The following is a 24,183-nucleotide window of genomic DNA, read 5'->3' as shown; positions in this document are numbered from 1 at the left end:
AATATATGGAGACAACTATTGCGGTGAAGGAAAGATTAATTGAGGAAAAGCTTATTGGATTTTGGAACGAAATTTTAGAACAAGAGACAATAGATACAGATTCCAACTTCTTTGACTTAGGTGGGAATTCCCTTTTAGCCATGCAATTTATTCAAATGGTGAAGAATAACCTGGGAGTGAGATTACCAATCAAAGTGATGTTCGAACAATCCACCATCAAGGAACTATCTGTACTCATCAAACAATTGGACGATATGCAAAAGTTAAGTTGAATGGAAAAGAATTGAGGTGTTTTTCTATGAACAGGATGATCAGTGAAACGGAAGATAGGCTATTACACTTGATTTCAATTGTTATTGAACCTTTTAAACTATCACTAGTAGAGGACATGAATGAATCACTAAGCACAAATGAAAAAAAAGATGAGTTTTTGTCTTCGATAAAACAGGAGTTTGGTATTCAATTAACACCGGAAATCATTTCAAGTCAATGGAATATAGAAAAACTGGCAAGTTTTCTGGACATGCTCCTCGACATGAGGGAAGACGAGGTAAATAAGCCTTATAAACGTGGGAAAAGTGAAGGAATGCTTTCTCATAATCAAGATAGAATGTATCTGTTCGACAGTCTGGATGAAAGGAAAATGCTCTATAATATGCCATTTAAATTCATTTTAAATGGCGTTGTGGACATTGATGACCTGCAGCAGGCATTAGATTTCATGATTGAACGCCATGAAACTTTGCGAACTAATTTAAGAGGTGAAAAACATCAAATCCTTCAATTCATATCAAAAAAAAGCCGAAACATGATTGCCTATGAAGACTGCCGGGGATTAAATCCCGAAGTCAGCGATTTAATGGTCACTTCCCATCTTACTGAAGAAATGGAAAGATGCTTCGACCTGGAAAATGATCATTTATTTAATATGAAACTATTTCGAGTTGATGAGGAAAAACATTATTTGGTATGCAATTTTCACCATATCATTTTTGATGGGGTATCGTTTGTCACCTTTTTCGAAGAATTATTGGAGATTTATGAAAGAATTCAAACAGGCAGGGGTGGGGATATTCCCCCTCTGGACATGCAATATTTGGATTATGCTGTCTGGCATAAGGAGTGGGTCAAGGAAAGTACGCCAAGCCAAAGGAGGTTTTGGGAAAGTTATTTAGATCAAGAGGAAGAAGCATTAGACCTTCCATTTGACTTTCAACGTCCAAAATCACCTTCTTACTCAGGAGAAAGACTGGAAATGGTCATAACGAATGAACTTCGTGCATGTATTGACAGGGTTTTAAAGGAGAATGGTACGACTTTATATGCTTTTATGATGACCGCATATCAAGTGTTTTTAAGTCGGTATACCGGGAAGAATACAATCATTGTCGGGAGTACCGTGGCAAACCGTGGCCAAGAAGAATTTGCCCGGACAGTTGGATGCTTTGTCAATACGCTGCCATTGAAGCTGACCGTTGATCCATCAGAATCATTTCAGGAAATATTGAACCGGAATCGTAAAGTGATACTGGATGTATTGGAACATCAGGCTTTTCCATTTGAAAAAATCGTTGAAATCATTAATCCAGACAGGGATCTCAGTCATTCCCCATTGTTCCAAACAGCTTTGGCAATGGAAGAAAGCTTTGATGGGAACTTTAGCAATGCATTCTTCACTCTTGAACAAGACAAATTCGATATTCCTTATTCAAATTATGACCTGACTATAAAGGTGAAGGGTTCTCATGAGTTAATCCTGGAATTCGAGTATTCCGACGAACTTTTCAGACGGGAAACAATTGAAAGACTCATGCTGAGTTTCGAAAAATGGTTATTCCAAATTTGCAGAAATGCGGATATGCCTATCTGTCATTTGGAGTATTTAGATGACAAACAAATGAATCAATTGTTATTTGAGTGGCAAGGTGAGGTTTCGGATGCACATCAAAATGAGACGATCACCTCCATATTCAAAAGAATCGTCAAGAAGCATTCAAACAAATTAGCCGTTGCTGATAATGGTCAGGCCATTACTTATGCGGAATTGGATCAAAGGTCGAATGTGATTGCGAAACTGGTCAGAAATCATACCGAAAACGGTTCTAATAAGGTAGGCCTGCATGTAAACAGATCGATTGATATGGTAATCGGCATGCTGGGAATCATTAAAGCCGGGTGTGCATACGTTCCGCTTGACCCCATGCTGCCAGCTGAAAGATTGGAATATATCGTCAATGATTCGAAAATGGATATATGCATTACGAATCAAGTTGTGGCTCCTGCCATTAAAAAAATAGCTAAGGTGATTGATCTTGAATCCGTACATTACGTGGCTACCAAGTGCTGTAACGAATCTATTGCACCTTCCGATCTGGCTTACATAATCTATACTTCTGGAACGACAGGAAAACCAAAAGGTGTCATGTTATCCCATAGAGGCGTAGTGAATTTAATAATAAGTCAAAACAAGTACTTACAACTTGATGAGACCTCAAAGGTATTACAATTTGCCACTTTTAATTTTGACGCTTCTATATATGAGATTTTTGGAAGCTTATTAAATGGTGCAGAGCTGCATATCGGGAATAATAAGGAGAAAATGTTTGATTTATTCGCATTGGAAAATCAAATCAAAAGCGAAAAGTTAACGCATCTAGTATTGCCGCCTGCAGTATTACAAGAGCTCAATATAGAGGGCTCCCATGTGAAATTCGTCGGTTCAGCCGGGTCTGAATGTCCATTAACCTTGCTGGATCTCTATCAAAATATAAATTTTTATAATGCCTACGGTCCAACGGAATATTCAGTATGGACCACGATCGAGATGTTTAAAGCGTATGAAAACAATGGGACTACCAATAATAAAGTCCCGATAGGCAAACCCATCCTGAATACTGACGTCTATTTATTAAGTCCTGAGCAAAGACTCGTACCAATCGGTGCTGCAGGGGAAATATATATTGGTGGTGAAGGGTTAGCTGTTGGATATGTGAATAATGATGATTTAACAAAAGAAAAGTTCATTGAACATCCTTTTAAAGCTGGAAAGCGTTTGTATCGCAGCGGTGACCTTGCAAAATTCACGAGCGATGGTGAGTTGATTTTTCTGGGGCGTAAAGATAATCAAGTGAAAATCAGAGGTTTCCGTGTGGAAGTGGATGAGATTTCGGTCAACCTCAATACGTATCCGCAAGTAAGTGACTCATTCATTAAGGTTCAGGATCAGCCAAACCTAAATAAACAAATAATCGCTTATTTCACATCCAGCCAACAAGTTGATTACGATCACTTAAAAGCATTTTTAAAAGAGAGATTACCAAGTTACATGATTCCTTCATTCTTTATGCAAGTAGATAAATTCCCATTAAATGCAAATGGGAAAATTGATTCAGCACTTCTTCCGATACCAGTAACCAGAAGCAATACATTGGAAAAACCTGAAACGTTCAATGAGAAAGTGCTTCTTCGAATTTTTAAAAGTGTCTTAGGGTTGGATGATATCAGTATCCGGGATAACTTTTTTGAACTTGGCGGCGATTCCATTCAGAGCATTCAAATATGTTCACTAGCAAGGCAGGAAAGTATAATCATCAGTCCTAAATCAATTTTTGAAAATCAAACGGTAGCAGAGCTGGCAGCGATCGCGAAAACCGAAAATAAGGTCATGATTCAACCTATAGCCACTAGAGGGAATGTGGAACTGACCCCCATCCAAGAGTGGTTCTTTGCGGAGCACACTGCTTCCATCAATCATTGGAACCAGTCCATTGTTTTTAGTAAAGATTCCTGTGCTCAAATGGAGGACATTGAAAAAATTCTATCACAACTCGTGGAACATCATGATGGATTGTTAACCCTATTTGAAAAACGTGACAATAAATATATCGGGAATATAGACTCCGAACACAAAACATGGGAGTTAGTCTATAAGGATATACATCATTTGGATGAGGAAACGCGAATAAGGGTGAGAGATGAATGGGACAGTAAGGCTCAAGGTTCATTGGATATAAGTAATGGGCCGATCATGAAAATGCTTGTTTTAAAAGAACAACCGAACAAGTATCGCTTCTTTTGGGTAATCCATCATTTATTGATTGATGCCGTTTCCTGGAGGATTTTACTTGAGGATTTCAATACTCTCCATGATCAGGCATTAAACAATCAAACAGGAAGGCTTGCTCATAAAACGTCATCATTTAAAGACTGGTCAAACTTCTTGAAGAAATACAATGAATCGTTGCTGGACCCTGAAACCCTACGCTATTGGGAACAAAAAATAAAAAGTGAAATAACGGATTTTAAGATAGCGGAAGATTTTATAGCTAAAGAAGAAAGAACGATGGAGAAATCATTCAGTGAGGAAGAAACTGAATTCTTGATCCAGGAATTATCAAGGGAATCAAAAGCGACTGTAGAAGAAATATTGTTGTCATTAATCGCAAAGGGCTTGAACCAATCTTTTGATGTAAAGAACTTCTGGATGGAAGTAGAAGGGCATGGCAGGGAAATGGTTGACGAGACAATCGATGTTACTAGGACCGTTGGCTGGTTTACTGCGATGTATCCAATATTGCTGCATTCAGATGAGACGTTTGACGACACTTTAAAAAACACAAAGAATGCTATAAGGGAAATCCCAAATAAAGGTTTTGATTATGGCGTCATCAAGTATTTACGACCAGGGGTCATTCAGGATCCGGATATCCACGTGACTTTTAATTACTTAGGAAGATTGGATTCTCAATTTGAATCATCCAATAGCAGGGACTTTGGTGAGTTTGAAAATAAACCAAAACTGCATTTCCTGTCATTTATCCAGGATGGAAAACTAATCATAAAAATCATTTCAAAATTAGCTGAAGAAAAAATGAACTTAATAATAGAAGCTATTGGTGAAGTCGTCAAGGAAATCAAGGGAACTGAGTTTGACCAAGGTTCTTTAATAGAAAGTGATTTCCCGGATGCGATGCTCACTGAGGAAGATTTGTTTCATATATTGAATTCTAATAAATAAGGTGATTACTGGTTTAATGGAATGATTGTAGCCAGCGGGTATGGATGACACGAAGATAATGGAATCGGGAGGCGCAAAATTGGAGAAATCTATTCAGAATATCTACTCATTAACTCCGCTTCAAGAAGGAATCCTTTATGAACTGGAAATGAACAATACCATAGAGAACCTTTACATTTCTCAAATGCGAATCAGGATAACGGGCGCTCTTGAAGTGAAGGCATTATTCGAGGCGTGGAGTCAGGTTGTAGAACGACATGAAGCATTAAGAATGAAGGTCATCTCTAAAAATATTGAAAATAATGTTCAGGTTGTATTCAATACAATGGATTATCAGCCGGAAATGATCGATATGACAGAGTTGAGTGAACATGAACAATTAAAGGGAATTCAGAGAGTGACTTCCGAATCCCAGGAGATGGATGTCAATAACTCCAATTTGATGAAACTCCAGTTAGTGAAAATTGAAGAAAATCAGTTTATCTTGATTTGGACTCATCACCATATAATTTTGGATGGTTGGAGTACCAGCATAGTCATCGATGAACTCTTTGTTATTTACAGCCAAATTGTAGGAAAAGACTCCAAAGGGCTTATTGAAAAGCCAAAGCAATTTGGAGATTTTATTAGGTATATGAATAAAACAGATGCGGAAGATTTAAATCGTTTTTGGAAAGAGCTTGCAAAGGATATTGACCAGCCGACAATCACATTTCCCGTCATGAAGCATGAAAACCACCAAGACAATGATCTCTTCTGGGAGCTGGATAAAACACAAAGTAAGCTTTTAAGAGAATTTGCCGCTAAAAACCATGTAACGCTTAATGTATTACTGCAGTTAATTTGGTCAATCGTCCTAAAGGAAATGTCCAATCAAAATCGAATCGTCTTTGGAATCGTTAGCTCTGGCAGGTCGAACAACTTATTCAAATCGGAAGAAATCGTTGGGATGCTCATTAATACAATTCCGATGATAGCTGAAATAAACGATACAGACAGCGTTACCGATTTACTGAAACGATTCCAGGAAACATTGAACAATATGCTGGATTATTCCCAAATTTCTTTAGTGGATATCAAAAGGCATACGAAATTAAAGAAGGAAGATCCGATTTTCGAAACTTTATTTGTTTATGAAAATTATCCGGAAGCGAAAGATGAAGGACTAAGCATTAACTGGGAAGTTGAAGGCGGAAAAGAATCACATAGCTTTCCGTTATCATTACAGGCCCAGGATAATAAAGAAACGATTACATGCAAATTGTATTTTAATACCTGCTTCTTACAGCGTTCTCTAGTAAATGATATTCAAACTGCCTTCATGCAGATTACCGATCAAATTACAAAAGCTCAGCAAATTGACGGAATATATGTCGATGTTGATTTTTCAAAACTAAAAAATGATGTGAGCAAGAACTATCAAGCAACAAATGACCATGCTATTTCCTCCCCATCGGTTAATCATGAACTTAAAGAAATATGGCAAGAGTTTTTCTTGAACAGCGATATTAATGCGGATTCCGATTTCTTTCAATTGGGCGGTCATTCGATAACAGCCATGAAATTGGTATCTAAAATAAATAAAAGACTTGATGTGAATATGAAATTAGCTGATTTGTTTGAAAATCCTACATTGAAATTGCTAAATCATAAGATCTTTCCGGAAATGAGTATACCTCCGAAAGATGAAGCACAGGTCGTTTCATCTTTTGTGGAAAAGACATTTTTGGAAGTCCTATCAACAAATCAAATCGATAAAGATGCCGATTTTTTTGAAATGGGCGGACACTCGATTTTAGCCATGAAGTTATTGAACAAATTAAACAAAGAATACAATCAAATACTAACATTGAAAAATATTTTTCAAAATTCAACAATCGATTCGTTGACCGACTTCATCATTAATGAAATTTCAGATCATGACATGGAGCACATGGAAGCGCAACAAGAAAATCATGTTTTATCCAGTAACCAAGAGGCTTTATGGTTCAACGAAAAACTCAAAGGTAAGACAGCCAATTATAATATCCCTCAGAAATATAAAATTACTGGAAGAGTGGATACTTCAATGCTGGAAAAAGCCTTAAATCATGTCGTTAATAGACATGAGATTTTGAGGACCACCGTCCGTGAAAACGCTGGTAAAGGCTATCAGGAAATCAGGGAGGATTTATACATTAAAATAGATGAAATCGATCTCTCTGCGTTAAAGCCCGAACAGCAAACGAGTCGTATGCTGCAAATTGAAGACGATGTCCAATCGGAAATCTTTGAAATTGAAAAAGGTCCTCTCCTGATAGTGAAACTTGTTAAATTGAGTGAAAAGGATTTTGTTTTATTTGTGAATCTCCACCATTTCGTTTTTGACGGATGGTCAGTGAGTATATTTTTAGATGAATGGTTATCGTTTTATGACAGTGAAGTGAATGAAAAGGAACTTATCCTTGGAAATGACTTTAAACAATATAAGGATTTTGCACTAGAGCAGAAAAACTGGTTGGAAAATAACATGAAAGAAGAATCGCAATTTTGGGAAACAAACTTATCCGGGGAATTACCTAAATTGGATCTTCCTTTAGATACGGTTCGTACAAAAGAAAATCGCAACGATGGCAGCAGTTTTATAGTGGAACTATCAAGGGAAGAGCTGCAGGGTGTAAAGCGGATGTCCCTGGAAAAAAACTCGACATTATTCATGACACTGCTTACGATGTACCAGTCTTTCCTAGCAAAATATACAGGTCAAAACGATATCATCGTTGGAAGTCCTTTGGCGAATAGAATGATTGAAGGTACAGAAAAATCGATAGGTTATTTTGTCAACACACTGCCCTTTAGATTAAAGCTGGGACATAAGGAAACATTTGAAGAGATACTTCAAAGAAATACAGGCCATATCATCGACATCTATGATCATCAGCAAATGACTTTGGAGAAAATCGTTGAAGTCATTAACCCAGAAAGAAATTTAGCAAGCACTTCTTTATTTCAAACCGTCTTCATTTTACAAAATAATGCCAAAGCTGCATTGGAAAGTGAATACATAAAGATAACGCCTGAAGTAATAAAATCAAAGGCAGCAAAATTCGATTTGAGTTTAGCTGCAGAAGAATTTGAAGATAAGCTATTATTCGCCTTTGAGTATAATTCAGGGATCTTCAATGAACAAACCATTCAATCTTTGGCTGAGAATTTCCTGGAGTGGATCAGGGAAATTGCCAATCAGCCTGGACAATCCATCGACAAGGTATCCGTCGTCAGTAAGAAGCAGGAGAAAGTATTATTGGAAGAATGGCAGGGAGAAACCATTGCCTTTGAGGGTATCAATGACACAATCCCGGAAGCCTTCCATAAAATTGTTGAGCGATTTCCTGAAAAGATAGCCATTGTAGATGGTCCCAGAACCATTACATATCGCGAATTGAATGAAAAGAGCAATCGAATTTCACACTATTTACTAAGCAAAGGGATTTCTAAAGAGGAAAGAATCGGAATTTATGTGAATCGATCAATTGATATGGTGATGGGGATGTTGGCAGTAATTAAAGCAGGTGCTGCGTACGTTCCATTGGATCCTCATTATCCTAATGAACGATTAAGCTACATGGTAGAAGATTCATCCATTTCCTATTGCTTGAGTCACAAAGAACTCGGAAAGAATGGTTTGATAGACTCATCCAAAATAATATATTTTGAAGATATTGAAAAAGAATCGGATGTGTCAATGGAAGCGAATCTTCATATTCCGGATCAGCGGGACTTAGCATATGTCATTTATACCTCGGGAACGACAGGCAGGCCAAAAGGAGTCATGTTGGAACATAGAGGAATCATTAACTTAGTTTATAACCAAAATGAAATGATGTGTTTAGATACATCAGCTAAAGTGCTGCAATTCGCTACGTTTAATTTTGATTCATCCGTCATAGAGATTTTCAGCACACTATTGTTCGGTGCCGAGCTGCATATAAGCGTAGATAAAGAAAATCTATTTGACATGAGTAAACTTGTTGAACAAATTAAGCGTGAGGAAATTTCTCATATCATTTTACCGCCTGCTGTGTTAAAGGAACTGCCAATCGAAGAATTGAGCACGATTAAAGTGTTGGGATCTGCAGGTTCTGAATGTCCAGTCGAGCTCGTTTCAAAGTTTAAGCATATATCGTTTTTCAATGGCTACGGCCCTACTGAATATTCGGTGTGTACAAGTTTTAAAATGTTTCCCCCGAATGAGGATGCTACGGATGAATTCGTTGTTTCAATTGGGAAGCCACTGACTAACACGGTTGCACTTGTGTTGGATGAAAACCGGAAACTAGTGCCGGCTGGAGCGGTTGGTGAACTTTATGTCGGAGGAATTGGGTTAGCGAGGGGATATCTGAATAATGAGAGCCTGACAAATGAAAGATTCATATCCAATCCATTCAACCCTAATGAAAAAGTATACAGAACGGGGGATTTAGTTAAGCATGACAAAGCTGGGGAATTAGTTTATATAGGCAGAGCGGACGACCAAGTGAAAATAAGAGGATACCGTGTTGAACTATCGGAGGTTAATGTTTCATTACGAAAACTAGCAGAAATCAAAGATAGCTATGTAACGGTAATGGAAGATGGATTTGAGAATAAAAGGTTAATTGCTTATTATACGGTGAATGATGAGGTTTCGGTAGATTCAATCAGAAGGAGACTGAAAGAAACACTGCCTGCTTTCATGATACCTGCTCATTTTATGCAACTGGATAAATTCCCTTTGACGCCGAATGGAAAAGTTGATTGGAAAACCCTGCCGAAATGGACGGAACAGTTGGATGAGAGGAAAGAAAAAGTGCCGGATGTGCAAGAACTGTCCAAAACTGAAACAGAACTTCTGACAATATGGAGAGATGTTTTAAACGATCCCGCTATAGGACCGGAAGATAACTTCTTTGAATGTGGCGGTGATTCAATCATCAGCATTCAAATATGCTCTGCCGCAAAAGAAAAAAATATATTTATTACGCCTAAAGATTTATTTGAATACCAAACGGTCCGTGAGCTAGGGAATATTGTAAATGAACTGGAACAAAAACAAGTGGACCAAGAAAAAATATCAGGTTATGTACCGTTGACGCCTATTCAATCTTGGTTTTTTTATGAAAATCATGACAATATCCATCATTGGAATCAGTCAGTCGTTTTGATGAAAGATCATGCATTGACGACTGAACAATATAAACAAATCATCATGAAAATAATTGATCAGCACGACGTATTAAGGACATTATTTGAAAAACATGGTGATTCATATATTGGCAATATTTCCAATGCTGATACGGCATGCGGTTTTCATGAGTATCATGTCCCGAATTTTACAGATAAAAATAGTCTGAAAGTAATAAAGGAACTGGAAGAAAACGCCCAACAAAGTTTAAACATACACAATGGTCCGATGATGAAGTTCCTTCTATTCAGGGATCAAAGGGACGTAAGGATTTTTTGGGTGATTCATCACCTTGTGGTTGATGGTGTGTCGTGGAGGATACTTTTAGATCATTTCGAAAGATGCTATCAACAGATTAAGAATGGACAAGAACCATCACTGCCTTTAAAAACGACTTCTTATAAACAATGGTCCGAGAAGCTGAATGAATACAAGAACACTGACCTACCGGAAGATGCCGTTCAATATTGGGAAAAGGAAATGAATATCCCAGTTCCAGTTTCTCCGCTGACGGATAGCTTGGGAGAAACATGTGATTATGAAAACATGTACAAAATACAAGTCGATGAGGACCAAACACAAAACCTCATTAAAAACACTTTAAGAAAACATAAAACGACGATTGATGAGGTTTTATTATCCGTCATTGCCCATTCAGTTTCCAATATAATGGGAACTGATGAATTTTGGCTCGATTTAGAAGGTCATGGCAGAGAGGATATTGAAGATGATATTGATTTATCAAGGACAGTAGGATGGTTCACCTCCATTTATCCAGTAAGGATTAAAGGAATGCCGTCTTTGGGCTCAACCTTGAGAAATACAAAAAACAGATTAAGAAATGTGCCAAACAAAGGGTTTGACTTTGGAATCCTAAAGTATATTTCCACTCGGAATCATAACTATCCAGATAGTCTTGTGAGTTACAACTATCTAGGTCAATTTAATAACACTGGTGATATGGAACAAACCCATAGCAGCAATATCGATTCGAACTATACATTTCCATATAAGCTCAATTTTGTCGCCAGCATCGTAAACAATAGACTCATGCTGAATATTATTGGCGATAGCAACAATGAAAACTACCAAAGGGTATGTAAAGAAGTTGAAGTGCACTTATACAAAATTTTAAGTGGAAGCGCAGATTTGAATGACTCAATTGTCGAAACGGATTTTCAAGCTGAGAAAATAGTAGATGGAAGTACGATCACCCATTTCATTAATAAGTTTAATAACATTGAAGAGATTTACCCAGTGACCTCACTTCAAGAAGGGATGCTATTCCATAGTGAAGTAACTCAAAGTCCTGAATATATTTCACAGCTATCCATTGATTTAATAGGTGATCTGGACTTGGACAAATTGGAAGAAGCCTGGAATGAAACCTGTAGAAAATACGACGTTCTTAGATCGGTTTTCAGGCGCAATCAATTGGGGGACCGTTACCAAATAATCCTTAATGACATTTATTATGTGTTTAATCATGTGGATCTAACGATGTGTAGTGAAGACGAATCAGCATCCAAGATAGAAAATCTTTTAGAGCATAGCAAAAACAGGCAAATGGATTTAGAGTATGGTCCGCTCATGAACATCACCTTGATCCAGCTATCGGATCATCGTTATAAATTCATATGGACACATCATCATGCTTTAATGGATGGCTGGAGCCTGCAAATCGTCATTAATCATTTTTTGGATAATTATCGAAACCCATCGAATATGGCAAAAGACAGTGATGAACATAAGATTGCCTATAAGCAAGTCATGAATCATGTCAGGAATATTAATAAACAGGATGAAGCAGCTTTTTGGAATGAAGAATTGAGGGATTTCGAACAAGTAAAAGCACTAGTAGGTAAGAAAACGGATAAGGAAGCTTTTATATCGGATAAAGTTTTTGAATATAGCCTGCCTGAAGAGCTTACCGAAAGATTAATAGAATTATCCAAGCGGTATAGAAAGACGATTAATACCGTTGTTCAAGGAGTTTGGAACATCGTTCTATCGTGCCTCAGTGAGAGCGACTCAGTATGCTATGGGGTGACAAGCTCAGGAAGGAACCTCAGCATTCCGCATATTGAAACAGCTGTAGGCTTATTGATCAATACTCTGCCATTCTCGTTGAAAATCGATTGGGAAGATGATTTGCAATCCTATCTTACTGCGATTCAAAACAAGCAATTACGAATGAGAGAGTATGAGTTTAGTTCACTTACGGATATAAAGCGATACGCTCAAATTCCATGGGATAAGGAAATGTTCCAACATATATTTGTATTCGAAAATTATCCGAGCACAGAACTGGCAGAGGATTCGCAAATCATGATCGAAAATTCAGTCGGAAGTGAATCGACCAATTTTGATCTTACATTCTCTGCGGCTGTAGTGCAATCCAAGCTGCATTATAAAATCATTTATAAAGACAGTAAATACTCCGAAAATGAAATTTTACGTTTTATGGATTCCATGCAGGAAATATTCTTAAAACTAACAGAAGATAAAACAGTTCCATTTATTGGAAATTTAATAAATCACTTGAAAGTTGGGGCCCGATGATAAGTAAATCGATGACAACGAATAAATTGATGTCAATACCTGAAGCTTTTAAAAAAATCGCGGAAGATAATCAATCAAAAGCGGCACTTTGCGAAAATGAACGTCAAATTACTTATAAAGAATTAGACATTCTTTCAGATAAGCTTGCCAAAAGGATCATTGATTTGGGGATCCAAGAAGAAACAATGATCGGTATTCCAAGCAAAAGGTCCTTTGAACTGATCATAGGGATGCTTGCCATAATAAAGTCAGGCTGTTGCTATGTTCCAATCGACGAAAAGTACCCATTAAAAAGATTGGAATATATGCTTGCAGATACGGATATGAAGTTTTTCTTATCGTTTGATGGTCAAGAAGGGAAGCTCAGAGAATTGGATATTGAACCAATTCCATTTGAGATGAATGAACTTAGCAGGGACGGGCATATTCCCGTGAACCGTTCCTCGGAGGATGGTCTCGCATATGTTATCTATACATCAGGTACGACCGGGCAGCCAAAAGGTGTAATGATAGAGCATAAAAGTGTAGTCAATTTAGTACTGAACTCTGAAATACTTGAAATAAACGAAAATAATAGAGTGGCCCAATTTTCCAACCCTTGCTTTGACGCCGCAACCTTTGAGATATGGGGGGCTTTATTGAATGGGGCAACTTTATTCTTGATGCCGAATGAGTTCACTTCTTTTGATGACTGGAAAGAAGCGATATCGATTGGAAAGGTGGATGTAGCATTTTTTACGACAGGTCTTTTCAATGCAATGGTAGATGAGGATCCATTAATTTTTGAAGGATTAAAGAAAATTGTGGTTGGCGGAGATAAAATCTCGGTTTCCCATGTGAGAAGGTTGAAGCAAACAATCGGTCACTTCTCCTTGATTAATGGGTATGGACCAACTGAATGCACGACTTTTGCCATTTGTCATGAGGTCGAAGACAAAGATGCAGATGTCATTCCCATTGGAAAGCCATTGAGCAATGTAGAAATCAGGATTCTTTCTGAAGGACTAGTCGAGGTAGCAGATGGGGAAATAGGCGAAATCTACATTGGCGGTCAAGGGGTCATGAGAGGCTATTTAAATCAGCCGCAATTAACGGAACAAGCTTTGATCATGGATGATTTGAATCATACGAAGTGGTATAAAACAGGTGATCATGGCATCCGGTTACAAAATGGTGAGATCCTGTATAAAGGTCGAAAAGATAGTCAAGTGAAAATTCGCGGTTTTAGAATTGAACTGAATGAAATTCAAGACAAGCTTGATAAATACATGAAGGTTGAAAGTTCAGTAGTTGCTGTTAAAAACATCAATGATGAAAACTATGTTATCGCTTATTACAAACATAAAGATGAAAAAGCGGAAAACGCTGAAAAGGATATTAAAGATTATCTGAATAATGAATTGCCGAAATATATGATTCCCCACTTTTTTGTCAGAGTGGATGATTTCCCGCTTAATGCCAACGGTAAAGTGGATAAAGAGAAATTAATGGAAATGGATATCGTGCAAAATAAAAATTCCTTAACACATCAAGGAACTGGTAAGAAAAAAGAAGTATTGGAGATTTGGAGAAATGTATTGGGAAATCAAAGCCTAGGATTGGACGACAACTTCTTTGAACATGGAGGCCATTCCATTTTAGCTACCAAACTGGTCTATGTAATGAAGGAAACTGTACTTCCTGAAGCCACCTTACAAATTTTATTGGAAAATAATACAGTGAATAAATTTGTTGAGACACTTGAAGTCGATACATCTGGCAGCATCGAAGCAATGATGGTGAAGGATTCCATGCTCGATCGAGAGTTGGTGGAGAAAATAAGGGGAATATCCGCTAAACCAGTTCAAATTGAAAAAAATATGATGATTACAGGTGGAACAGGTTTTTTGGGAGCACACCTATTAAACAAATTGTTACTGGAATTGGAAGATGTCAAAATCTATTGTTTGGTTAGATTTCCTTCAAGAAATAGATTGAAAGATACTTTAATGAAATATGGTCTTTGGCAGGATGAATTCGTAAGTCGAATCGTTGTAATTGAAGGGGATCTTAGTAAGCATCAATTCGGTCTGGATGATGTGACATATGAGAAATTAAGCAATGATGTTTCTCATGTGTATCATGTCGGTGCAGAAACGAATTTCTTCGAGCCGTATAGCAAATCAAAAATATCGAATGTGGATGGTGTAGTGGAAGTCATTAAGTTTGCTTCATCATGCAATCGTAAAAGCATTTATTATGCATCAACGCTTTCTGTCTTGACCGGAGAAAGGAAATGGGACGAGGAAGACGAATTGGTTTACTCCCCCGATTTAATGATCGGGTACAGCCAGTCCAAATGGGTTGCAGAGAAATTGCTTCTTCAAGCAAGGGAACTCGGACTGACAATCGATATTTTCCGATTAGGCAGGATTTCATCTAATTTAAACGGGGTTTGGAACGAAAAGGATATGTTGTACAAGGTTTTTGAATCATTTATTGAACAAAGGATATTGCCATTTAAAGAGGAAATTCATTTTGAATTGATGCCAGTCGATTTTGTAAGTGAGTTTATTTACAAAATATCAAGATTGAAAGAGAATCAGAAGCTCGGGGTTTATCATATGTTCAATGATCAGAGAGTTTCAAGTGAATTCGTGACCTCCTTCTTCGAAAAAAATGAAATACCTTACACCAATATGGGGTTGGAAGAATGGTTACAATCTTTAAAAGAAAAGACCCAATCTAACGAAATTCATTCATTAAGTGCTTTGTCCCAGTTAATAGATGAATCAACTAAATTAAAAGAGTCGGAAATCCTGCAATCCAAAACCAAGAAGGAAATGGAAAGGCTATCAATGAAAATGCCGGAAATCGATTCAAGGTACGTTGAAAGCTTTATGAAGTACATGTTGAAATAATTAATCGTAAGAGAAGGGGGATGAAAGGGCTGAAGAAGACACTTTTTTGTTTCCCTTATGCTGGGGGAAGTGCATCTTTTTATAGAGAATGGAAATTTGATGATGATGTGATGGAGGTAGTCCCGCTGGAATACCCTGGACATGGCAGTAAATATAGTGAACCATTATGTGAACATATGGCGGATTTGACGGATATATTATTGAAAGAAATGGAAACGAAACATCAAATGAATTCACTGGAAAACATCTCTTTGTTTGGACATAGCATGGGTGCGATCGTAGCCTATGAAATTGCGGCAAAATTAGAAGAGAGGGATGATAATAAAGTTGAACATCTATTCATTTCAAGTAAGTCGTCCCCAAAATATAAAGTAGATCATATCGATTGCTCTAATACAAAACATTTAAAACAATCGCTTGAAAAAATCGGGGGAACAAACAAGGAACTCCTGGAAACGGAAGATTTCATGAATATATTCCTTCCGATAATCCAGTCGGACTTGAATGTATTAGCCAACTATCACCATGAAAAAAAACGCGAGAAAAAGGTGGGGAACAAAGCCGTTTTGCTATTGGGTTCGAATGATACCGTGACGAAGGAAAGTATCGAAAACTGGAATGAATACATTGAACGTATTGAAGGATTGCATATATTACAGGGTGATCATTTCTATATAAAGCAAAACCAGGATATCGTTTTAAAAATCATTCAAGAGTATGTACTAAAAAGTAGTTGTGGAGTTCCGATTTAAGATAGCGGACTGACCTGCACCAAAACTTGCTCTAATGTAAGCGTCCGCTTGGATACCGATGAAACACAATCTTCATAAAAAAGGACTGATTAATGAAGTGAACCCAAAAAGTTAGACACTTTATTTATTTAGGCAGCCTTGAGGGCATGAACCCGGTAATCTACCGGGCTCATGCCTTTTAATTTTACCTTGATTCGCTGGTGATTATAGTAATGGATATATTTCTCTAGTTCTTGTTTGAATTGCTCCATACTTTCAAATTCTTGAAGGTAGAGTAATTCGGATTTTAATAACCCAAAGAAGTTTTCAATGACCGCATTATCGAGACAATTTCCTTTGCGGGACATGCTTTGTGTAATGTTATGTTTTTTTAAATATAAAGTCTATGTATTTTAAGATGTCTTTCATTTTATCTTCAGTTATTTCTTTTCATCGAGGTGTGCAGTGATAGTTTCAATAGCTTTGCTGTTAGCTAATGGGATCCAAAGGCAAAGACTATCAGCACACCTTATGGCAAATTGAAAACGGAATGGATGAATTCATCAAGAACAGTGTGATTGTGGGCCGACTTAAAAAAGTCATTAAAGTTTGTGGAAATTAATGGTGAAAAGATTGTGGTGGATGAGAATGGACAGATTTTACCTGGAGTTATTGTTAATCCTGAGTCAACTTCTTATGTTGTAGAAGTATGACTCAGTGGAAAACTAAAAGTTTCAAAGGCTAGAGGGGAGTGTCAATAGTTAAAGGTTATTTAGATTTCAATAAAGACTTAAAAATTAACTTGTCTAGCCTTTGGCTATATTTTAGAGTTTCCCAATGAGTAAAACCATTGTTAACACCACATTGTACAAGTTTTTTTCTTAGAAACTTTATTTTTAAATCTAATAATTCCGTTTGGGATTTGAAATTACAGATAGTAGTGGCTCCTTATGAATTCTTATATGAATAACTAAGTCTATAGTATTACGAATTATTGATTTTTGAAATAGTTTTGTCAAAAAAAGTGATATATCGACATTTATTGTATTTTATCAGTCCTTATTTACTATGAATTTTTAATCTGAACAAACCCTGAGGTAACTATAAGAAATAGTGTGAAGAAGGTGATTACGTGTTCCAAGTTATAGAAGCTGAACGTGAAAAAGAAAAAGCAGTCGTTGGCTTTATAGGTTGCAGGGTTCAGGTAAGACAGTAAGTCCCGCCCTTCACAAACGATATCAAATGGCTGTTCAAACAATTAAGAAAGCAGGTGCTGAGGTAGTTATAGTCGATTCCATTTACACAATTGGATGGTGAGGGCGGCATAGTCGAAACTCATGGGCAAATGTCCGGTAACTCATTTCAAAAATGGGGAACAATTGGAGAGTATATACAAATCTGAAAAAGCGAAGGGTGAAATTAATGGTTAAGAGGGTTCAACCGGTTATAATACGGCGCCAAAGGAAGAAGGAAGCTGAGCATTGTCGAATTAATTGATGAGCAGTTATAAGTCAAAAAAAAACTATCCTTGAACAAGAATAGTTACGAATTCTACTTTATTTTATTTAGATCTTGTCCTTAAAATACAGAATGGATTTGCAAGTAGTGCAAGTTACTTTTGACAAGTCTCTAAATTTAATCTGTCTTAAAGTATTTCTTGAAAAATTATTAAACGAATAATATTTAATATTACATTCGGATTGACTTTGATTTTTTACAATATGGATCTCATTAGATTCTATTTGGATGGTTGGAAAATGCAAATAATTACCTCACTTCTGAATGTTAAGAATAAAGGCTAATTCTAACATCTTAACGGATTAACCCACAACAGGAATATATATCCATTACCTAAATCCATTTCGAATAAATTATGAAGTCTAATTAAAGACAAAAAAAAGCAAACGTAAAAATAAGAATTGTTCTCCATAAACAGCTAATGCCCATAGGAGTCCACTGCCTGTAGAATTAAGCAGTTTATAAACGATAAAAAACTTCGGCCAAAAGGGTTTTGGGGGGGGCATTTGTCATCCTATTAGCTGGTTTAGCGCCATGAGAAGGTCGCCAAATGGCGGCCTTTTAAACGTGCGATTCTTACATTTATCAGACATTCATATTCAAGTGAATAACTAAAATTTCACCAAAAGGAATATCTCTAGGTAGCGAGTCTGGTGTTTAATGTAATTTGCCGAGAATTTGACAAAAAAATATTAAATGGATAGATACATGGTCAGCAAGTGGTATATGACATAAAGTTGGAGGGGATTGGCTCCAACATCTAAAGGTAGACCTAACTAATCTCTTGCTATATACCTTTAAAACTCTTTCGGAATGTACATTAACAATATAGGAAATACGCTGCCCTCTTCCCTACTTGTTCAAGGGCCGTTTAATGGAATATGATATAAAAAACTAAAAAGCATGTAAGTCACATAAGTAAATAATTCCTGTTTATCATTCTAAGTTAGATCTATATACCATGAATATTGCTTTTCAATTTAGCGGGAATCTAAACCATAAAGGTAGAAAATGTTGAATTATACAATAACAAAACAAAAACCCTTAAGATTAATTAACTGAAGGGAATCGAGAGCATGAACTTAGCTAAAAACTATTACTATATTGATTAACAGCATTCCATTGTGGATTTGTCTTTCTTCATTTAAGAGATTTTTAAGAGGTAAACGATAAAATGAATAACATAATTAGGGGGAATGTAGAATATGAATGATACCTGTAAAAAAAATCAATTAGATGAAGAATGGATTTCTTTAATAATTGAAGCAAAGGAATTAGGTGTGAGTATAGATGAAATTAGGGAATTTATACAATCATTTAATAATGCGGAAAGATAAAAAAACTATGGAAACGGTTATCCTATTAGTAAGGACTGATAAAGTCTAGCTAGACGTTCTCCGGGACCAATTCCTAGATCTTCCGAGAGCAATTGTTCATAATCATTATATATTTTCATTGCTTCAACATGATTTCCTTTTTGAATGAGAAGTTGCATTGATTGCTCAATATTCCTATCCAAGTATGGTGATAACCTTCTTTGAATATGTAGATAATGTAGTGCTCTATAAGGGTCATTGTCACTATAATAATCTATTACTTTTTCCAAAAGAATAATAATGTCATTTTCTATTTTTTGTGCCACTTCATTTGCCCATTCATAGCGGTTCCATTCCATATATGAACCGGAATAGAGTTTCAGTACTTCCTCGATGTGAAGTATATTTGATTGGTCAACCTTTTCTATATTTAAAACAGCCTCGTTGATTATAGTTAAATCGCAGTGAATCGAATCCATTGATAAAATATAACTCTGATTTGAAAATTTAATGCAATTTGTACATCCAATTGCACTCAAAAATTTTCGTAAATAGGATAGGGTGGTATGGAGATTAACCTTTGCTTTTTTACTATCATAATTTGGCCATAGGCTATCGATAATACGGTCACGAGGAATGTATGTATTCATAAAAGTTACAAAATATGCAAATAACTCCTTGACCTTTGCAGTTTTAAAATGGAGTAGTTCACCATCCTTTAACACCTGGAATTCATAAAAGCACTGAATATATAATGACTGATTCTCCAACTTTCGATCAACTTTATTGTCATTGATTTTGTCTGATAATCGCTGTATGGTCTTAGCTAATCGATTGGGCATAACAGGTTTTAATAAATAATCGATTGAATTTATTTCAAAAGCTTTTATCGCATATTCAGCATACGCAGTTACGAAAACAATTTGAATAGAAGGAGATAAAGAATAAATAGTTTCTGCAAAATCTAATCCGTTTCCATCAGCCATTTCAATATCTAAAAATACAACGTCAACGGTTTGGCTCAGAATATCCTCTAAGATACTAGTTTTATCTGTATATGTATTAATAATATGAATTATAGGAAATGCTCGAAGTAAATTTGTTAAATAATCTAGTGCTAGAATCTCGTCATCAACTAATATAGCCTTAATCATTCTATATCCTAACTCCTTTAGTCATTTATTTCATAATGCTTAAATAATCAGAAACGAAATTTGGAAAAACCGAAAGATAAGTAAATTGACTATCCCTTATCTTTTCGGATGAAAAACGTAATCGTTGTTCCTTGATTTAATTTACTTTGAATTGTTAATCCGTGCCTGTACATTTGCTCAAGACGACGATTGACATTGATTAGTCCTATTCCTTTTTTATGTTCAGACTTTACATATGTAAACAGATTTTTTTGTATATCTGGACTTATACCTTTACCATCATCACAAATTTCAACTTTTAAATCATGGGCTTCTTTTGATAGTTTTATCGAGATAGTACCCCCTCCTGGCTTCGATAAAATACCATGGTTAACTGCATTTTCGACAAGCGGTTGAATCGTTAGAGGTGGAATCATCCATTCACCGCTGTAGTTTAGCTCCCAATTAATTGTAAGACGCTCATTAAACCTTACCTTTTCAATATATAAATAAGATTGGACCAGCGAAAGTTCATGCGATAACGGAACAAGCGGTTCAGCATTATTAAAATCAAAACTTAAGCGTAAATAATTACTGAATTCATCGAGTAAAGTAAGCATTCTAGAGGAATCAGTAACTCCTAGTGCAGCAATTGAATTTAGTGTATTAAAAAGAAAATGTGGCTGAATTTGTGATTGCAACCAAGCACCTTCCAATCTTAATCGCTCCTGTATCGAATGCTTTAGGTCGATAACAACGCCAATCCGTACCCTTAATTCTAGCGAATCTATTGGTTTTACTAGATAATCGTTTGCTCCTACTAGAAACCCTGTATAAACTTCCTCAGGGTTATTTTGAGTTGTTAGCAATAAAACTGGAAGTTCAGAAATAGAAAAGTGCTTTCGTATCTTTCTTGTTAATTCGTAGCCTGACATTTTTGGCATCATAACATCGGCAATAATGAGATCCCAACCTTCGTCCAACCGATTTAAAACTTCTTCACCACTTGTTACGATTTCAATTGAATACTCTTCACCTGAGAGAATGTTTTTTAAAACGTGAAGATTAATTGGGTCATCGTCAACAGCCAAAATTTTTGGTTTGATATAACCTTGCTTATTCCTTATAGATATTTGAGCTTCAGATCTTGCTAACTCTTGATTAAACATGTCATCTTGGCTGGTGGATGAAGCAAGACCGGTTTCTTCATGTTTGCTCTCATCATCCTGTGTGAGCGGCAAGGTAAATGTGAATATAGATCCTTTTGAAAGGTTGGATTTAACGGTTAGCGTTCCGTTATTCATAGAGACTAATTTGTGGCAAATACTCAGCCCTAACCCGAGTCCACTTAGGTCATCGCAACGCTCCTTTGGCCCTGGCTCATACGAAAGGAAAGCACGCTTCAGTTTTTCACCATCCATTCCGATTCCAAAATCCTTTATTTGGATAACCGCCTCATTGTTTTTCACCTCGGCTTCAATAATAATTACACCATTCTCTGAATATTTCACCGAAATATTCAGTAAATTGAAAATGATTTGTCTGAGGTGGGCTTCATCTGCATAAACCCGTGGGAAATCTTTAGGAATGACTAGTTGAAAGTGAAGATTTTTCGAGTCCATCATAATGCTTTGAACATTAACAACAGTTCTGATGGCAGGTAGAAGGGCAAACGCTTGTTTATTCAAGTTGATTTTGTTTTGTTGAATTTTCGTCACGTTAATTAAATCGTTTAATAAATAGGACATTCGCCGACCGATGACCATGAGAAGCTCAAGGTTTTGTTTGCTTTGAGGAGTAAGTCGTGACCTATCTTGGTCAATAATACTTTGAGCCATATTGATCATCCCATGCAAAGGATTACGAAGCTCTTGGGAAGTATTGGTTAAAAATTGATCCTTTGTAGTATACTCCTTTTGTAGCTTATCCACGAGTTCATGATTTTTGTCATTTGCACGAAAGAATCGTATGAACCAAAATGTGGAGAATAACAAAATTGCAAGGGTTAAATCAACTGGATAAAAGTGAGGATCAATCATACTAATAATACCTAAGTTGAGCGAGTGTACTCTTCCGACAAAGGATGACCAAAGGATGCTTGAAGCCACGCTAATAGCGGCTAGCAGTAAAAAGAGGGAATCCCTCACTTTATTTACTATTACCTGAAACACAAGCAATATAATGGCAGTAAACGGCATTGCTAGTACAAATAGTAGTAAGATTGACCATTCCCGTATCAGTGTAGTCGGGGCCATAATAATAAAAAGCCCATACACCCCGCAAAGAACTGAAATCCATCGAACCATTGGATTTCCTTTGTAATTAGTGAATAGGTACCTCACAAACAATAAGAAGAAAAGGGAGAGCCCTGTGTATGACAGATATGCAAGCTTAACAAACATTTCATAATTTAATGGTACCCATTGAAGAATGAGGCGATCGTCACTAACCAAAATGGATAGGGAGGATAGTAACATGGCCACCATAAAGTACAAAAGCTCGATTTTTTTTGGACGAATAAAATAAAGGATACAGGCATATATTCCGTGGACCAGCATGATTGAAGCCACCATCAGCTGCATTGCCACTGATGTCCAATGTTCTCTGATAATAGCTCTTTCTGTTCCGAAACGTATCGATTTTAATAACCCGCCATCAAAGATTTCATCACTAGAAGAAACAGCAATTACAAGATGAATCCACCCCGTTTCATCAGGTGTCACCGTAATAATGGTCGGAACCAAAGAGGACTGAATCGTTGGGTCAATGGAAGCAGTTCGTTGTTCTATCTTATCTCCATTTAAGTAAAGAATAAATGAGTCTGAAATTCGGTGTAATCTTAAACCGTACTTTTTTTTGTCATCTTGTACATGAATCCGCAATTCGTAAGTTCCAACTTGCTTAGTATCGTTTGTTAAAGTGGAAAGCTCATTCCACCCGCGCGGGACTTGAATGAAGCTTTGTTCGTCCAGCGTTGGTAGTTCTTTAGGAACAGCAAATGCATTTGGATAAAATGACCATTCGCCATCAAGGGCAACGGTGGATTTATCAGGTAATGGATAATGGACTAAGTCAAAGACGCCTTCCTCAACAAACGGTTGATTGAGTGGTAATAGTTTGATGAACCAAATGACTCTGAGGCTTGTAAGAAGTAGTATAAAAACAAAAACGATTGGTAGTATTTTTCGAACAGACATAGGCTTTCTCCCTAGAATATTTAACCAAATTATTTGATTACTAGTTATGAAATATAATTCTTCCTTATATAGGTTGCCATAATAGGAAAAAATTCGCAATAATAATACAGGATTAATAAATATTTTAGTTAATGGGCTGTAATCCTTAATTTTATCAATAGGGTAGTTGACCTATGAACGGGGCAGTTTAGTTAAGTTAAGTACTCTCTTTTAAAATTTTCATTATTGAGTAGTTTTGAGGCTGGGTGCTATGACCAAACTACCTACTCACTTATATCAGCGAGTTAGACCAAGCATTGAACGGATAACAGAAGATGATACTCCCTTATTCCAAATCAAGGCATTACGCAAAGGATATCTCGCAAGGGAATTGTTGCGAGAACTTTGGTATCTTAAAATGGAACTCCTAAAAGGATTAAAAATTGTGGAACACTTAAGGAAATAGAAATATAAATATAATGAACAAACGAATCAAGGCAAAATAAAAAGGTATGAACCCGGTACAATACCGGTCTCATGCCCAACATGCCGCCTAATGAAATATCCTGTTATAACTTTATTGGGTCATTTAAAATTGTTGGCTCACCTTTTTTAATAGAATCTATT

General features: G+C 36.5%; 9 protein-coding genes and 3 pseudogenes. 8 read left to right on the top strand and 4 right to left on the bottom strand.

Going from position 1 to position 24,183, the window contains the following annotated elements:
* Nucleotides 1-5 precede the first annotated feature (5 nt).
* The 5 genes from J7I96_RS00945 to J7I96_RS00925 all read left to right on the top strand — a co-directional run bounded on the left by J7I96_RS00945 (nt 6) and on the right by J7I96_RS00925 (nt 16,434).
* Entirely contained in the window at nt 6-272 is a 267-nt protein-coding gene (locus J7I96_RS00945) for a phosphopantetheine-binding protein (RefSeq protein ID WP_214773623.1), read from the top strand.
* Nucleotides 273-298: 26 nt separating this feature from the next.
* Entirely contained in the window at nt 299-5,017 is a 4,719-nt protein-coding gene (locus tag J7I96_RS00940) for a non-ribosomal peptide synthetase (protein WP_214923226.1), read from the top strand.
* A gap of 79 nt (nt 5,018-5,096) precedes the next feature.
* The gene (locus tag J7I96_RS00935) at nt 5,097-12,782 is read left to right on the top strand and encodes a non-ribosomal peptide synthetase (protein ID WP_214923228.1); all 7,686 of its coding nucleotides are present in this window, start codon (nt 5,097-5,099) and stop codon (nt 12,780-12,782) included.
* Nucleotides 12,779-15,682: a non-ribosomal peptide synthetase gene (locus J7I96_RS00930; protein ID WP_214923230.1), complete on the top strand. Its 2,904-nt coding sequence runs from the start codon at nt 12,779-12,781 to the stop codon at nt 15,680-15,682. The genes J7I96_RS00935 and J7I96_RS00930 overlap by 4 nt, the downstream gene beginning before the upstream one ends.
* Before the next feature lie 20 nt (nt 15,683-15,702).
* Nucleotides 15,703-16,434: a thioesterase II family protein gene (locus J7I96_RS00925; RefSeq protein WP_214923232.1), complete on the top strand. Its 732-nt coding sequence runs from the start codon at nt 15,703-15,705 to the stop codon at nt 16,432-16,434.
* Between the two features lie 128 nt (nt 16,435-16,562).
* Here the strand turns inward: J7I96_RS00925 and J7I96_RS00920 are convergent.
* A pseudogene (locus J7I96_RS00920) lies at nt 16,563-16,808 on the bottom strand (transposase); the annotation flags it as partial.
* A 105-nt stretch (nt 16,809-16,913) separates the two neighbouring features.
* On the opposite strand from J7I96_RS00920, the pseudogene J7I96_RS28700 reads away from it, so the two are divergent.
* Nucleotides 16,914-17,126 (top strand): annotated as a pseudogene (locus J7I96_RS28700) (host-nuclease inhibitor Gam family protein); the annotation flags it as partial.
* A 55-nt stretch (nt 17,127-17,181) separates the two neighbouring features.
* Here J7I96_RS28700 and J7I96_RS27820 read toward each other — a convergent pair.
* Entirely contained in the window at nt 17,182-17,307 is a 126-nt protein-coding gene (locus J7I96_RS27820) for an aspartyl-phosphate phosphatase Spo0E family protein (RefSeq protein WP_311380699.1), read from the bottom strand.
* Between the two features lie 238 nt (nt 17,308-17,545).
* On the opposite strand from J7I96_RS27820, the pseudogene J7I96_RS27815 reads away from it, so the two are divergent.
* Nucleotides 17,546-17,794, top strand: a pseudogene (locus tag J7I96_RS27815) (AAA family ATPase); the annotation flags it as partial.
* A gap of 1,342 nt (nt 17,795-19,136) precedes the next feature.
* The gene (locus tag J7I96_RS00910; RefSeq protein ID WP_214773617.1) at nt 19,137-19,268 is read left to right on the top strand and encodes an anti-repressor SinI family protein; all 132 of its coding nucleotides are present in this window, start codon (nt 19,137-19,139) and stop codon (nt 19,266-19,268) included.
* A 17-nt stretch (nt 19,269-19,285) separates the two neighbouring features.
* Here J7I96_RS00910 and J7I96_RS00905 read toward each other — a convergent pair whose 3' ends face one another.
* Together J7I96_RS00905 and J7I96_RS00900 are read right to left on the bottom strand one after the other, a co-directional pair.
* Nucleotides 19,286-20,401, bottom strand: coding sequence for a response regulator (locus J7I96_RS00905; protein ID WP_214923234.1), 1,116 nt, complete (start codon nt 20,399-20,401; stop codon nt 19,286-19,288).
* Nucleotides 20,402-20,490: 89 nt separating this feature from the next.
* Nucleotides 20,491-23,577 (bottom strand): ATP-binding protein, encoded by a 3,087-nt coding sequence (locus tag J7I96_RS00900; RefSeq protein WP_214923237.1) that lies wholly within the window; start codon nt 23,575-23,577, stop codon nt 20,491-20,493.
* Between the last annotated feature and the right edge of the window lie 606 nt (nt 23,578-24,183).

This window comes from Bacillus sp. ISL-78 (assembly GCF_018613455.1).
Taxonomy (GTDB): domain Bacteria; phylum Bacillota; class Bacilli; order Bacillales; family DSM-1321; genus Peribacillus; species Peribacillus frigoritolerans.
The sequence above is the reverse complement of the archived record's forward strand: the minus strand, read 5'-3'. Positions and strand labels throughout refer to the sequence as shown.

Bases quoted from the DNA above. Each gene is read 5' to 3' on its own strand.
- J7I96_RS00945 (WP_214773623.1), top strand. From the start codon at position 6: ATGGAGACAACTATTGCGGTGAAGGAAAGATTAATTGAGGAAAAGCTT.
- J7I96_RS00940 (WP_214923226.1), top strand. From the start codon at position 299: ATGAACAGGATGATCAGTGAAACGGAAGATAGGCTATTACACTTGATT.
- J7I96_RS00930 (WP_214923230.1), top strand. From the start codon at position 12,779: ATGATAAGTAAATCGATGACAACGAATAAATTGATGTCAATACCTGAA.
- J7I96_RS00925 (WP_214923232.1), top strand. From the start codon at position 15,703: ATGAAAGGGCTGAAGAAGACACTTTTTTGTTTCCCTTATGCTGGGGGA.
- J7I96_RS00910 (WP_214773617.1), top strand. From the start codon at position 19,137: ATGAATGATACCTGTAAAAAAAATCAATTAGATGAAGAATGGATTTCT.
- J7I96_RS00905 (WP_214923234.1), bottom strand. From the start codon at position 20,401: ATGATTAAGGCTATATTAGTTGATGACGAGATTCTAGCACTAGATTAT.
- J7I96_RS00900 (WP_214923237.1), bottom strand. From the start codon at position 23,577: ATGTCTGTTCGAAAAATACTACCAATCGTTTTTGTTTTTATACTACTT.